Origin of the sequence: Propionivibrio sp. (genome assembly GCF_047602565.1) — a bacterium.
Classification (GTDB): Bacteria; Pseudomonadota; Gammaproteobacteria; order Burkholderiales; family Rhodocyclaceae; genus Propionivibrio.
This window is the reverse complement of sequence record NZ_JASGGX010000001.1, coordinates 1,602,263-1,615,835: the sequence shown is the minus strand read 5'-3', so window position 1 is coordinate 1,615,835 and position 13,573 is coordinate 1,602,263. Positions and strand designations below refer to the sequence as shown.

General features: G+C 69.3%; 9 protein-coding genes. 6 read left to right on the top strand and 3 right to left on the bottom strand.

Going from position 1 to position 13,573, the window contains the following annotated elements; genetic code table 11:
* Window positions 1-21: 21 nt before the first annotated feature.
* Both QM701_RS07430 and QM701_RS07425 read right to left on the bottom strand, forming a co-directional pair.
* The gene (locus QM701_RS07430) at window positions 22-3,684 is read right to left on the bottom strand and encodes a translocation/assembly module TamB domain-containing protein (protein WP_415166454.1); all 3,663 of its coding nucleotides are present in this window, start codon (window positions 3,682-3,684) and stop codon (window positions 22-24) included.
* 2 nt (window positions 3,685-3,686) lie between these two features.
* Entirely contained in the window at window positions 3,687-5,387 is a 1,701-nt protein-coding gene (locus QM701_RS07425; RefSeq protein ID WP_415166453.1) for an autotransporter assembly complex protein TamA, read from the bottom strand.
* 99 nt (window positions 5,388-5,486) lie between these two features.
* On the opposite strand from QM701_RS07425, the gene QM701_RS07420 reads away from it, so the two are divergent.
* A complete protein-coding gene (locus QM701_RS07420) occupies window positions 5,487-5,807 on the top strand; it encodes a heavy metal-binding domain-containing protein (RefSeq protein ID WP_415166452.1) in 321 nt (106 codons plus the stop codon).
* A gap of 7 nt (window positions 5,808-5,814) precedes the next feature.
* Here the strand turns inward: QM701_RS07420 and QM701_RS07415 are convergent, their stop codons facing one another.
* Window positions 5,815-7,668, bottom strand: coding sequence for a sigma 54-interacting transcriptional regulator (locus QM701_RS07415; protein ID WP_415166451.1), 1,854 nt, complete (start codon window positions 7,666-7,668; stop codon window positions 5,815-5,817).
* 219 nt (window positions 7,669-7,887) lie between these two features.
* Here QM701_RS07415 and QM701_RS07410 point away from each other — a divergent pair, with 219 nt between their 5' ends.
* From QM701_RS07410 to QM701_RS07390, 5 genes are all read left to right on the top strand, one after another.
* Window positions 7,888-8,889, top strand: coding sequence for a C4-dicarboxylate TRAP transporter substrate-binding protein (locus QM701_RS07410; protein ID WP_415166450.1), 1,002 nt, complete (start codon window positions 7,888-7,890; stop codon window positions 8,887-8,889).
* A gap of 114 nt (window positions 8,890-9,003) precedes the next feature.
* On the top strand, window positions 9,004-9,522 hold the full coding sequence (locus QM701_RS07405) for a TRAP transporter small permease (protein ID WP_415166449.1): 519 nt from the start codon (window positions 9,004-9,006) through the stop codon (window positions 9,520-9,522).
* Complete coding sequence (locus QM701_RS07400) at window positions 9,519-10,802, top strand: TRAP transporter large permease (protein ID WP_415166448.1); 1,284 nt, start codon at window positions 9,519-9,521, stop codon at window positions 10,800-10,802. Before QM701_RS07405 ends, QM701_RS07400 begins: the two co-directional genes overlap by 4 nt.
* Before the next feature lie 58 nt (window positions 10,803-10,860).
* On the top strand, window positions 10,861-11,874 hold the full coding sequence (locus QM701_RS07395) for an alcohol dehydrogenase catalytic domain-containing protein (RefSeq protein ID WP_415166447.1): 1,014 nt from the start codon (window positions 10,861-10,863) through the stop codon (window positions 11,872-11,874).
* Window positions 11,875-12,030: 156 nt separating this feature from the next.
* Window positions 12,031-13,527 (top strand): tagaturonate reductase, encoded by a 1,497-nt coding sequence (locus tag QM701_RS07390; RefSeq protein ID WP_415166446.1) that lies wholly within the window; start codon window positions 12,031-12,033, stop codon window positions 13,525-13,527.
* The last annotated feature ends 46 nt before the right edge of the window (window positions 13,528-13,573 follow it).

Here is a 13,573-nt window from a genome sequence, read left to right as displayed (position 1 = left end):
ACGGGCGCGCCGGTATCGGGGCTACCTTTCCGCGGGCGCGTCCGGGCGGCGCGGCGGTTGGCCGAAGGTCAGCGTGTAGAGGACGTCCACCGCGTTGTCGCTGCCGGCGCGCCCGATTACGGCGAAGCGGCGGGTGAGGTTGACGGTCAGCTTGACCACGCTCTCGGCCTTGGTCAGCGATTGCTCGTAGGCCAGCGTGGCGTTGGCCGACAGGCGTTTGCCGACGCTCAGGATGCTGCCTTCAGAGGCGGTGGTGTCGACGCCGCCGCCGACGATGCGGCTGGTCGGCGTGGGGCCGCCGTTGCCGCCGATGCTGCCCTGGCGGATGCCGAATTCGTCGATGCCGAAGGTGCTCTTCAACTGCTGCACCACGCCGCCCGAGTTGTTGCCGAGCAGTTCCCCCGCCGCCGAAACGAGCAGCGCCGCATCGCCCGCGCCCATCGATTCCGCGCCGTGGCCGAGCAGCAGCCAGGCCAGCTTGTCGGTATCCGGCAGCTCGGGGTCGGAAACCAGGCGCACGACGGGGCGCCGGGCGGTGCCGCTGACCTGCACGCCGGGTTCGACGGCCAGCCCCTTGCGCACGGCGCGCACATCGAGCGCCGGATCGTCGAGCAGGCCCTGGAAGGTGAGGAAGCCGCGCGCGATGTCGAGCTGCTGCCCATAGGCGTCGAAACGGCCGTCGCGCAGGCGGATCGTGCCGCTGGCGCGCGGCAGGTCGCGGCCGCGCGCGTTCAGGCGCACGTCGCCGGCCAGCCAGGTCTGCAGGCCAGCGCCGCGGAACAGGAAGCGGCGTCCCAGGTCGGCCTTCAGATCGAGGTCGAGGTTGAGCCGCCGGTCGCCGCGCGCGGCCGCGCCCGGCCGTTTGATCACCACGTCGTCCGATAGCCGGGGCATGCCGGCCGGCGCAAGCTGCCAGTAGCCGGCGTCAACGCCGAGCTCGCCGGTCACGCCCAGCGCGTCCGCCCGCCAGGAAACGCGGCCGGTGCCGGAGACGGCGACCCACTGGTCGGATAGCTGCCAGGCGCCGAAGCGGTCGAGGCGGACGTCGAGGAAAGCGTTTTCCGCCGTGGCGCCGTCGCCGAGGCGCAGCTCGCCGGAGACGTCGATGCGCCCCGGCGTGGCGAAGCGCGCCGCCGTGTCGCCGAGCGCCTGGCGCAGCGCGCGCGGCGGTTCGGTCAGCATGCTGGCGAAGCCGAGGCGCGTGATGCGCAGCAGGCTGCCGTCGAATTCTGCGGCCAGCTTGCCGTCGGCGAGGCGCAGGCCCTGTTCGGGCAGGCCCAGGGCCAGTCCGTCACCGTCGAGGCGGCCGTCGAGCCGGGGCTGCGCGGGCGTGCCGGCGATCTCCAGCGCGCCGGAGAGCTTGCCGCCTGCCTGCCAGCCTTCGCCGAGCAGCTGGCCGAGCCAGGACAGGTCGCCGACGTCGAGGCGCAGGCGGCCCTGCCAGGGCTGGTCGGCGGCGAACTGCCAGGGGCCGCGCATGCCGGCCTGGAGCTGGGCGGCGAGCTGCCCGAACTGCTTTCCGTCGATGCTGGCCTCCGCGCGGAGGCGGTCGGCGTCGGCGCTGGCGCGCAGTTCGGCCGTCCACTCCGGGTCGCTGCCGGCCAGCGCCAGCGGACCGATCGACCCGCCGGCGGGCGAGATGTCCAGCGGCGCCGCCTGGCGCAGGGCCAGCCGCGGCCGGCCGTCGTCCGCCGCGAGCCGCAGTTCGCGCAACTGCCCGAGCCAGCGCCGGCCGTCGAGGAGTCCTCCCTCGGCGGCGAGGCGCACTTGCCGCCGCTGGCCGGAGGCCAGGATGGCGCCGTCGATTTCGAGGCGATGCGCGCGGTTGCTGCCGGACACCCGCGCCTTGAGCGCCTGCACGGATGCCTCGTCGCCGGGGCGGGTGAAGCGTTCCAGCGCCAGTTCCAGGTCGAGCGGCGAGTCGCTCTCGCCGGCCAGCCCGCCGCGCAGCGTCAGCCCGGCGAGCGTGCCGACTTCCGGCAGGGCGAGGCGCGGCGCCGCGAGGTCGAGCGTCAGGGCGGGGCGCTGCGGCGTTCCCGCCAGCTCGAAACGCCCGCGCAGCGCGCCGTCGATGCCGAACGGCGCCAGCCGGGGCGCGTCGATGCGCACGCTCAGGCGGTCCTCGGGCCGGCCGAAGGCGCCCGTCGCGGCGAGCTGGTTCGGGCCGGCGCTCAGCGTCACGTCCACGTCGTGGATTCTCGGCCAGGCGAGCGACAGGCGGCCCTGCCCGCCAAGCGGCATGCCGGCGTAGCGGCTGTCTCCGAGCGCGAAGCGCGCCTCGACGACGGGCTGCGGGCCGAGCTGCCCCTGCGCTTCGAGGTCCGCGTCGATGCTGGCGGCCGGCACCTTGGCGAAGCGGGACGGATCGAAGCGGCGCAGCGTGCCCTTGGCGGCGAACGTCTGCCGTCCCTCCGTCTGCAGATGACCCGTGGCCGACAGGAGCGCGTCGCCGGCCGCCAGTTCGAGCGCCTTGACGGTCAGCGTGCCGCCGGCGTGTTCGGCATCCGCCGCCAGCCGGACGCGCGCGTCGCGCCACGCCAGCCGGGCGCTCTGCCGTTCGGCGGCGAGCGACAGGGCGAGCGGGCCGTCAAAGCGCGTGGGGATGAGGCTGGAGAGCAGGCGCGCGGCGTCGATCCGGCGCGCGTCGAGATTCAGCGTCAGCGTCGCCTCGGACCAGCGTCCGCCGCCGCGCAGGGCGCCGCCGCCGGGGAGCGCCAGCGCCACGTCTTCCAGCCGTACCGCGTCGCCGTCCGGAACCGCGCGGACGAAGGCCGAGGCGAGCGGGAGGCGCTGGCGGTCGAGCGGGCCGGGCAGGCGGTTGGTGACGCGCAGGGTGCCGGCCGGCGTCGCGCCGTCCTGGCCCTCGGCCTTCAGCCGCGCCGCGACGTCCAGTTGCGCGCGCGGCACGCCGGCCAGCCAGGCCGACGGGTCGATGTTGCGCAGGTCGGCCTCGGCCTCGCTGAACGGCAGCGCGGCGAACGGCGTGAGCGTGGCGCGCGCCTCGCCGTCGACGCCTTGCAGCGCGCGCACGGAGAGGTCGATCCGGTCCAGCGTGCCGCCGGCCTCGGCGGCGAGCGCCAGCGGGCGTTCGGCCAGCATTCCGCTCACCTCCGCGCGCGCTTCCAGCGGAAACGGCGCGCGGCCGTCCAGGGCCAGTCGGCCGGTGGCCGCCACGTCGGCGACGCGCAGCGCGAGATCCTCGACCGCGTGCCGCCGCCCGTCGCTCGCCAGCCGGGCGGCGATTCCGGTCACCGGCGGCGCGCCGTCCCAGCGCAGTTCGCCGATCGCGACCTGCCGGATCGAGACCGCCAGCGGTAGCGTGAGGTCGTCCGGCGGCGGGGAGGCCGGCTCGGCCGGTCCGGACGTGTCGACCGCCAGCGACGCCATGCGCAGCTCGCCGATTTCCAGCCGGCTGCGGAGGAGCGCGGCCGGCGTCCAGTCGAGCTCGACGCCGCGCGCCGTGACGGAGAGTCCTTCCGACTGCCAGCGCAGTTCGCCGACGGACAGCGGCCCGAGCAGGCGGCCGCGCAGGCCGTCGGCCGCGAACTGGCCGCCGGAGGCCGAGGCGAGCAGGCGGCCCGTCGCGCGCAGGCCGCTTTCGCTGGCCGCGAGCCAGGCCGCGCCGCCCGCGGCGGCGAGCGGCGGAAGCAGGAGGAGCCACCAGTAGCGTCGGGCGCGCGCCATGGTCAGAACGGGATCGCCAGCGCGAAGTGCACGTGCAACCCGCCGTCCCGCTGGCCGTACGCCAGATCGGCGCCGATCGGGCCGGCCGGGCTCTTCCAGCGCACGCCCAGGCCGTAGCCGACGGCGGGTTTCAGATCGCCGGGGCGGTCCGCCGCGTCGCCGGCGTCGACGAAGGCGGCGATGCCCCAGGTCGGCGAGATCCAGTGCGTGGCCTCGACGCTGAGCACGGCGAGGTAGCGTCCGCCGACCGTCGCCGAGCCCTCGTCGACGCCCAGGCTCTGGTATGCGTATCCGCGCACCGAGCCGGTGCCGCCGGCGCGGAACAGGTAGTCCTGCGGGATGCCGTCGCGGGACGGCGCGAGCGTCGCCCCGCCTTCCGCACGCACGGCCAGCGAATCGCGCTCGCCGAGCGGGATGTACTGCAGCCAGCGGCCGTGCAGCCGGACGAAGTTCTGGTCCGAGAGCAGCGCCTTGGAGCCGCCGCCGATCTGCGCCTGCAGCACGGTGCCGCGGCGCGGGTCGAGCGCGTTGTTGACGTGCCGCCAGGTCCACTGGGCGTTCGGCACCAGCGCCTTGTTGGTGGTTGCCTCCTCGCCGTCCGGGCGCAGCCGTTCGCGCTCCCAGTTGAGCGACAGGCGCTGCTCGATGCTGCCGCGCTGCTGGGTCGTCTGCACGCCGAGGGCGTGGCGGTCGGTGCGCAGGCCCTGGATGTCGGTCTTCTCGATCAGCGCGCCGACGGCGTGGCGGCGGTTCCGTTCGTCCGGCGGCAGGTTGATGTCGGCGTAGAGCGCCTGCTGCTTCTGTTCGAGGCGCAGGCCGCTGTCGAGGACCCAGGCCTGGTTGAACAGGTTCGGCGTGTGATAGCTGGTCTCGACGCGCGCGCCGGTGTTCGAGCTGACGCCCGCGCCGAAGCCGAAGCGGTGCGCCGGGCGTTCGCGGACGTCCACGTCCACCGGCACGACGCGCGAGCCGTCCTCGCCGGGAACCGCGCCGTCGCGGTCGATGGTGACGCGGGCGGAACTGAAATAGGGCGTGGCCAGCAGCGCGCTCTGCAGCTCCGCCAGTTTTTCCTCCCGGTACGGCTCGCCGGCCTCGACGGCGCGGTTGTAGCGCTCGACCAGCGAGTCCGGATAGCGGTACAGGCCGCTGGTGCGCAGCGCGCCGAACCGGTACGGCGGACCGGCGTCGTAGCGGGCGGTCAGGTGCGCCTGCCGCTCCTCCGTGTCGATCGAAGCTTCGCTGTCGACCAGGCGCGCGTCGGCGTGGGCCACGGCGAGCAGGCCCGAAAGCACCTGCTGCTTGGCCTCGCTCCAGTCCTGCTGGCGGAACGGCCGGCCGGCGGGCAGGCGCCACCCGTCGATCAGCGATTTGCGCGTTTCCCCGGCGACCGGGCCGTCGATGTCCACCGCCACGTCGGCGACGCGCGTGCGCGGCCCCGGATCGATGCGCACGCGCCGGACGCCTGCCGCTTCGGACACCTCGAAGGTCGGCGAAAAATAGCCTTCGGTGGCCAGCATTTCCTCCAGCATGGCCTGCAGGCGCTGCGGCGCGGGCGGATCGTCGGGCAGGTGGGGCTGCATCAGCGCGACCAGTTCGTCCGGCCCTTCCAGGACGATGGCCGCCGAGGCGGCGGAAGTGATCGGCGCGATCAGCATCAGCAGCAGGGGGAGGCAGCGGCGGAGGAATTTGCATTGCACGGGCATCGGTTTATTCTACCGGGAAGTCTCCGCCGCGCCATGCGCGCCTCCGAGCCGGGCCGCCGGCGCCTTCTTCCCGATGATCGACAACGAAAGGCACGTGCCATGCAACTCGTCACCACTCCCGGCCTGGAAGGCCGGCGCATCGTCCGCTACTGCGGCATCGTCGCCGGCGAGGCCGTTCTCGGCGCCAATGTCTTCAAGGACATGTTCGCCGGCATCCGCGATCTGGTGGGCGGACGTTCCGGGACCTATGAGAAGGAACTGCGCAAGGCGCGCCAACTGGCGCTCGACGAACTGGCCGAACAGGCCGCCGAGCAGGGCGCCAACGCGGTGGTCGGCGTGGATTTCGACTACGAGGTGCTCGGCGAAAAGAACGGCATGCTGATGGTCACGGCGAGCGGCACGGCGGTGGTCGTGGAGTGAGCGCCGGCTAGACCGGCGCCGAGGCGAAATTCTTCATCTTCCGCCACAGCGTGACGCGGCTGATGCCGAGGCGGGCGCAGACTTCGTCGGCCGGGTGCTTGGCCAGCAGGTTGCGGATGATCGCCGATTCCATCTGCTTGAGCGAGGCGCTTTCCGGGATGGTGATGAAGCGCGCCTCGGCCGGGACGTACTCCTGTTCGCCGAGGGCTTCCTGAATGTGCCGGGCCTCGATCTGCTCGTCATGGCCGTAGGCCACCACTTCGGCGACGTTGCGCAGCTGCCGCACGTTGCCGGGCCACGAATGGGACTTGAGCGCCTCCCGCGCCGACGGCGCCAGGCGCATCTCGCGGCCGGCCTGGCCGGCGAAGCGGCGCAGGTAGTGCTCGAAGATCTGCGGGATATCGTCGGTGCGCGCGCGCAGCGGCGGGATGTGCAGGCCGACGACGTGGATGCGGTAATACAGGTCCTGGCGGAAGGTGCCGTTCTGCGTCTGGGCGAAGAGGTCGCGGTTGGTCGCCGAGATGATGCGCACGTTGACCGGGATGATCTTGTCGTCGCCGATGCGCATGATCTCGCGCTCCTGCAGCACGCGCAGCAGGCGGTTCTGGATTTCCGGGGCGAGCTCGCCGATCTCGTCGAGGAACAGCGTGCCCTCGTGCGCCAGTTCGAACAGGCCCGGCTTGCCGCCCTTGCGCGCGCCGGTGAAGGCGCCGTCGACGTAGCCGAAGAGTTCGCTTTCGAGCAGGCTCGGCGGGATCGAGGCGACGTTGACCGAGACGAACGGCCCGGACTTGCGCCGGCTGTGGTTGTGGATGCTCTGCGCGAAGACTTCCTTGCCGGTGCCGGTCTCGCCGTAGATCAGCAGGTTCGAGTCGTGGCCGGCGTAGACCTTGGCGCGCGCGGTGAGCTGCCGGATGGCTTCGGAGTCGCCGACGATGTCCTTGAAGTGGTAGCGCGCGTACAGCCCCTTCTTGTGGAAGGACGAGCGGATCTTCGATTCCGACGCCTGGATGCGCGCCACCTCGTGCAGGGTGACTACCTTGCCGCGCACGCCGTCGTCGAATGCGAGCGGGATGCTGCGGGCGATCACGTTGTTGCCGTTGATCGAGGTGACCTGCTCCTTTTCGCCCGAGTCGAGGATCGACAGCGCGTGCTCGAAATCGGGCGGGCTCGCCGGGCTGATGGCGCACAGCCGCCTGGCGTGGCGATTGAAGAAGTTGACCTCGTGGTCCGGGGTGAAGGCGATCACCGCCTCGTCGATGTTGTCGATGATCGCGGCGAGCTGGGCGGCCTGCAGCTTTTCCCGCTCCTTGGCGCGGATGATGCGGATGGCTTCCTGCAGGGCCGCCTTGATCGAGGTGCGGCCGCTTTCCAGGAACACGGCCTCGACGCCGAGTTCGCGCGCGGTGGAGTAGGCCTCGCGGCAGCCGATGATCGCCTCGAAGCCCTGGTCGGCCAGTTCCCGCACCTTGGCCTGGATGCCCTCCTCGTCGGGCTGCGGGTGGATGCTGACCAGCGCGTCGAGGATGCGGAAGTCGCCGACCGCGCCGCTGAACAGGTTGGCGCGGCTGACGATGCCGATGCGCTTGAGCCCGCGCGCGGTCAGGGCGCTGACGTTGCTGAGCAGTTCGTTGAGCGACATGGCGATCTCGACGACGCTGATGCCTTCGATGCGGGCCGCCCGTTCCGCCAGCCCGCCGCGCGAGACGACCACCTCGACCTCGGGATGGCGCCGCACGACCTCTTCGGCGCCGGCGTCGTCGGTGGTTTCGACGCGCAGCGCGATGCCCAGTTCGGCGGCGATCTCGGGCGCGGCTTCGGACAGGCTTTGCATCGGGCTGAGCAGCAGGATGGAGGGCATGGCGTTTTCTCCGGAAGAGGGACGAGAGGCTAGCGCAGTAATTTCATAAATGCAATTTCAGATGTTTCAATATTGAAATAACCGTAGAGGGCCACCTTTACGAATCAATGGCTTATTTCTGGCATGTGCCTTGCTATCATGGATGTGCGGACTGCACGCAGTCCCGCGACGCAAGGCCGGTCTCGTTACCGGTCCGTGACAACCAATCGGAGGGGAACCATGATGTTTTCGGGATTCAGCAAGAAGATGGCCGTTTGCGCCCTGGGGCTGGCGATGTGTGTGGGGGCCGGCGGCGCTCTGGCCGCCGACGTGATCAAGATCAAGATCGCCTACGGCAACAACGTCGGCGAGCCGAACGACAAGGCCGTGCGCGAATGGGGCCGGCTGATGAAGGAGCGCAGCAAGGGGCAGGTCGAGTTCCAGTACTTCCCGAGTTCGCAGCTCGGTTCGCAGAAGGACGTGACCGAGCAGCTGACGATCGGCTCGAACGTGATCACCATTTCCGACGGCGGCTTCCTGATGGACTACGTGCCCGCCTTCGGCGTCACCTATCTGCCGTACATCTACGACAACCAGGAACAGCTCTTCAAGCTGGTCGACAGCGACCTGTTCAAGGACCTGTCCAAGCAGCTCGAAGCCAAGGGGCTGTACATCGTGCATAGCAAGTGGATCTACGGCGTGCGCAACATGCTGGCGACCAAGGCGGCGACCAAGCCCGAGGATCTCAAGGGCCTGAAGATCCGCGTGCCGAACATCCGCCTGTCCAACGAGATGATGAACGCCATGGGCGCGACGGCGACGCCGATGCCGCTGGCCGAAGCCTACCCGGCGCTGATGCAGGGTGTGATCAACGGCGCCGAGAACCCGATCCCGGTGCTCTACGGCGGCAAGATGTTCGAAGGCGCCAAGTTCCTGCTGATGACCCGGCATCAGGTGAACCTCTCCTCCTGGATCGCCGGCACCAGCTTCATCAAGAAGCTGCCGCCGGAAGTCGTCCAGATGCTCAAGGAAACGGGCGAAGAGGCCGGCAAGTTCCTCGACAAGGAGAACGAGATCGCCGACAAGGACGCCGTCAAGAAGATGGAAGCGGCCGGCGTCAAGGTGGTCGAGGTGGACCGCGCCGCCTTCAAGACCGCGATGAAGGACTTCCCGAACCGCTTCGCCAAGGAATTCCCGCCCGAAGTGATGAACAAGGTCTATTCGATCATCGGTTCGAAGTAATCGCCGCTCCCGGGCGGGCGCCCGCGCCCGCCTGCTTCCTTTTCCGCCCGGCAGTCCGGCGTGTCCCCCGAACAGGGCGGGCATGGGCTGTCGCGCCCGATACAGGTGACTCGTATGAGGATTTTTCAAGCGTTCTACGACCTCGTCAGAAAGGTCGATAATTTCTTCGGCATGGCGGCGATGGCGTTCATCATTCTGCTGGCGTGCGCCAACGTGTTCATGCGCTACGTGGTGGGGCAGCCGTGGGGGTGGGTGGAGGAGGTGACGGTGTTCACCTTCGTCTGGCTGACCATGCTCGGCGCCTCGGCGGTGGTGCACGTCGAGGGGCATTGCTCGATCGACGTGCTGGTACGGCGCTGTTCGCCGCAGTGGCAACGCATCACCGGCCTCGTCGCCGACGTGGTGGTGCTGGTCACGCTGGTCCTGCTCATCTACTACGGCATCCAGCTGACCATCAAGGGCCAGACCAAGCTCACCCCGATCCTCGGCATTCCCTACAGCTACGTTGACGCCTCGATCCCGGTCAGCTGCGCGTTCATGTTGATGTATTACGGGCGGATGTTCTGGAACAGCCTGCGCGGCAAACAGAACACCCCCGCGCTCGATGCAGACGCCCCGGAGGTCGCATCATGAGCGTGCTGATCGCCTTTCTGCTGATGCTGGCGCTGTTCGCCATCAACGTGCCGGTGGCCTTCGCCGTCTGCGCGGCGACCTTCGCCTACTTCTTCATCGCCCAGGACATGTCGGCGGTGATGGTCGTGCAGCGCATGATCGGCGGCGCCGACAACCTGCCGCTGCTGGCCATTCCCTTCTTCATGATGCTCGGCTCGATCCTCAACTACACCGGCATCACCAACCGGCTGCTGATCCTCTCCGACGCCCTGTCGGGGCACATGCGCGGCGGCCTGGCGCAGACCAACGTGGTGCTCGGCGCGCTGATCGGCGGGCCGTCCGGCGCGGGCCTGGCGGACGCGGCGATGATCTGCAAGGTGCTGGTGCCGGAGATGTGCAAGAACGGCTACAGCCGTCCGTTCGCCGCCGCGCTGACCTCGGCCTCGGCGCTGCTCGGGCCGATCCTGCCGCCGGGCATCGGCCTGATCATCTACGGCTTCGTCTCCGACACCTCGATCGGCAAGCTGTTCATGGGCGGCATGGGGCCGGGCATCCTGTGCACGATCCTGCTGATGGTGGCGGTCGACTACGTGGCGCGTAAGCGCGGCTACAAGCCGACGCGGCCGAAGATGGCCGGGCTGAAGGAAATCGGCAAGGCCTCGCTCGACGCCTTCTGGGGGCTGATGCTGATGGTGCTGATCCTGGGCGGCATCCGCTACGGCATCTTCACGCCGACCGAGGCGGGCGCGGTGACCTGCATCTACGCGCTGATCGTCGGCTTCGCCTACAAGGAGACGAGCTGGGCCGACGTCAAGACGGCGCTGGCCGAATCGGCGCGGGCCAACGGCTCGATCATGCTGATCCTGATGGCCTCGGCCGGCTTCGCCTGGATACTCACCTGGGAAGGCGTGGCGGCGCAGACGACGGAACTGCTGATGGGCCTCTCCGACAGTCCGACGGTGTTCCTGCTGATCATCAACGCGCTGCTGATCCTGGTCGGCATGTTCCTCGACGGCAACGCGGCGATCATCGTGCTCACCCCGCTGTTCATGCCGACGGTGCACGCCTTGGGCATCGACCCGGTGCACTTCGGGATCATGATGATCTTCAACCTGTCGATCGGTGCCATCACGCCGCCGTTCGGCACGACGATGTTCCTGACCTGCAACCTCACCGGGGTCAAGCTGGACGAGTACATGAAGGAAATTCTGCCTTTCTACGTCGCCCTCGGCGTGACCCTGGCCGTCACCACCTTCTACCCGCCGCTCTCCCTGGTGCTGGCCAACTGGGTGCCGATGTAGGCCCGGAAGTTCCGGCGCGGCGGTTCGCCGCCGCGCCTTCTGCAATGCTGGAGAAATCATGAAGACAGTCTGTTTGAAGCAGCCCGGCGACATTTCGCTGGTCGACGTTCCGGAGCAACGGCGCGAGCCGGAGCAGGTGCTGATCAAGGTGCGCAGCGCCGGCATCTGCGGGTCCGACATCGGCGCCTACAAGGGCGTCAATCCGCTGGTGTCCTATCCGCGCGTCATCGGCCACGAGATCGCCGGCGAGGTGGTCGAGGTGGCGGACGACGAACAGGAGTTCAAGGTCGGCGACCGCGTCATCCTCGAACCCTACGTGTATTGCGGCAAGTGCTATCCGTGCTCGATCGGCCACACCAACTGCTGCGAGAACCTCACCGTGCGCGGCGTGCACATCGAGGGCGGCATGGCCGAATACGTGTCGCATCCGCGCCACCTGCTGCACAAGGTGCCGGCGGGCATTCCCTGGCACCTCGTCCCGATGGCCGAGCCGCTGGTCATCGCCATGCACGCCGTCCAGCAGGCGGAAGTCGCGGCCGGCCAGCACGTGGTGGTCACCGGCGCCGGCCAGATCGGGCTGCTCGCGGCGCAGTACGCGCTGACCCTCGGCGCGGTGCCGATCGTCGTCGATCCGGTCGACGAGCGGCTGGCGCTGGCCCGCTCGCTGGGCGTGGCGCACACCGTCAATCCGGCGGGCGCCGACGCGGTGGCCGGCATCCTGTCGATCACCGGGGGGCGGATGGCCGAGGCAGTCATCGAATGCTCGGGCGACGCGCGCGCCATCCGCGGCGCGGTCGACTACGTCTCCTACGCCGGCCACATCGCGCTGGTCGGCTGGCCGAAGGGCGACATCCCGATGCCGACGGCGCTATTTACCAAGAAGGAGCTGACCGTGCGCGGTTCGCGCAACAGCGTCGGCCAGTTTCCGGAGAGCCTGCGCCTGATCGCCGAGGGCAAGGTCAACGTCGAGGCGCTGCTGACCAAGACCGTGTCGATGGACGAGACGCCGGCGATCGTCGCCGACATCGCGGCGCACCCGGAAAAGTACCTGAAGGTGACCTGCGTCCTGTGAATCCGGGCCGGTACGCCGCCATGCGTGCCTTGCATACGCGGATGTTCAATCGGTATTGGACATCGGCCGGGGGCAATAGGATAGTGCCCGCCTGATGCCCGCGGACGCCGGCGCGGAGTCACGCCTTCTTACGACAAAATATTTGGAGAGCCCTCAATGAACAGCCTGAACAGAGCCCTGCTTGCCGCCGGCAAGCTGGCCGTCGAAACGTCCAAGCCGTCCGCGCAGAAGCCGACGCGCATCCTGCAGATCGGCGACGGCAATTTCCTGCGCGCCTTCGTCGACTGGATGGTCGACGTGGCCAACGGCGCCGGCCTGATGAACGGCGAAGTGATCATTGCGCAACCGCTCGAACGCGGCATCGCCGAGCTGATGAAGGCGCAGGACCAGCTGTTCACCGTCCTGCTGCGCGGCGTGCAGAACGGCCAGCCGGTCCAGTCGAAGCGCCTGGTGAGCTGCGTCAAGGACACGCTCAATCCCTACGCGCAGTGGGACGCGATGCTCGCCACGATGCGCGATCCGGCGCTGCGCTTCGTCGTCTCCAACACCACCGAGGCCGGCATCGCCTACGTCGAGGAAGCGCGCGTCGAAGGCACGTGCCCGGCCAACTTCCCGGCCAAGGTGACGGCGCTGCTGCTGGAACGCTTCCAGGCCTTCGGCGGCTCGCCCGAGTCGGGGCTGGTGTTCCTGCCGTGCGAACTGATCGAGGCCAACGGCTCGAAGCTGAAGCGCTACGTGCTGCAGTTCGCCGAGGCGTGGCAGTTGCCGGCCGGGTTCGCCGCCTGGGTCGAGCAGCACAACGTCTTCTGCAACACGCTGGTCGACCGCATCGTCCCCGGCTTCCCGGCGGCCGAGGCCGAGGCGCTGTACGCCGAGTTCGGTTACCGCGATCCGCTGACGGTGGCCGCCGAGCCCTTCCTGCTGTGGGTCGTCGAAGGCCCGGCGCGGCTCGCCGAGGAACTGCCGCTGCACCAGGCCGGGCTCGACGTGGTGTGGACCGACGACCTGCAGCCGTACCGTACGCGCAAGGTGCGCATCCTCAACGGCGCGCACACCGCCAGCTCGCTGGCGTCGTTCTGCGCCGGCCTGGATACGGTGCGCGAGATGACCGAGGACCCGGTGGTCTCGAAGTATCTCGACAAGGTGATGTTTGACGAGATCGTCCCCTTCGTGCCGCTGCCCGACGCCGAGCGCAAGGCCTACGCCGCGACGATCATGGAGCGCTTCGCCAACCCGCACATCCGCCACGAGCTGATCTCGATCGCCTTGAACTCGGTGTCGAAGTGGCAGGTGCGCGTGCTGCCGACGGTCAAGGACTACGCGGCCAAGTATGGCAAGGCGCCGGCCGGATTGTCGTTCTCGCTGGCCGCGCTGCTCCACTTCTACCACGGCACGTTCACCGCCAACGGCGAGTACGAAGGCCGGCGCGCGCAAGGCGCCTACCCGATCAAGGACAACGCCGACATCCTGGCGATCATGAACGCCGCCTGGTCGGGCGCCGCCGATCCCGCGCAGGTGGCCGCGACGCTGCTCGCCGATACGCGCCTGTGGGGCGAGGACCTGACCAAGGTGCCGGGCCTCGCCGAACAGACGGCCGCAGCGCTGGCACGAATCGAGGCGGCCGGGGTCAAAACAGCCATGAGCGAGCTTTGATTTGGAGGAAGTAGTTTTTAACCACGACGTGCACGACGAACACGAC

Bases quoted from the DNA above. Each gene is read 5' to 3' on its own strand.
- QM701_RS07430 (WP_415166454.1), bottom strand. From the start codon at position 3,684: ATGGCGCGCGCCCGACGCTACTGGTGGCTCCTCCTGCTTCCGCCGCTC.
- QM701_RS07425 (WP_415166453.1), bottom strand. From the start codon at position 5,387: ATGCCCGTGCAATGCAAATTCCTCCGCCGCTGCCTCCCCCTGCTGCTG.
- QM701_RS07420 (WP_415166452.1), top strand. From the start codon at position 5,487: ATGCAACTCGTCACCACTCCCGGCCTGGAAGGCCGGCGCATCGTCCGC.
- QM701_RS07415 (WP_415166451.1), bottom strand. From the start codon at position 7,668: ATGCCCTCCATCCTGCTGCTCAGCCCGATGCAAAGCCTGTCCGAAGCC.
- QM701_RS07410 (WP_415166450.1), top strand. From the start codon at position 7,888: ATGATGTTTTCGGGATTCAGCAAGAAGATGGCCGTTTGCGCCCTGGGG.
- QM701_RS07405 (WP_415166449.1), top strand. From the start codon at position 9,004: ATGAGGATTTTTCAAGCGTTCTACGACCTCGTCAGAAAGGTCGATAAT.
- QM701_RS07400 (WP_415166448.1), top strand. From the start codon at position 9,519: ATGAGCGTGCTGATCGCCTTTCTGCTGATGCTGGCGCTGTTCGCCATC.
- QM701_RS07395 (WP_415166447.1), top strand. From the start codon at position 10,861: ATGAAGACAGTCTGTTTGAAGCAGCCCGGCGACATTTCGCTGGTCGAC.
- QM701_RS07390 (WP_415166446.1), top strand. From the start codon at position 12,031: ATGAACAGCCTGAACAGAGCCCTGCTTGCCGCCGGCAAGCTGGCCGTC.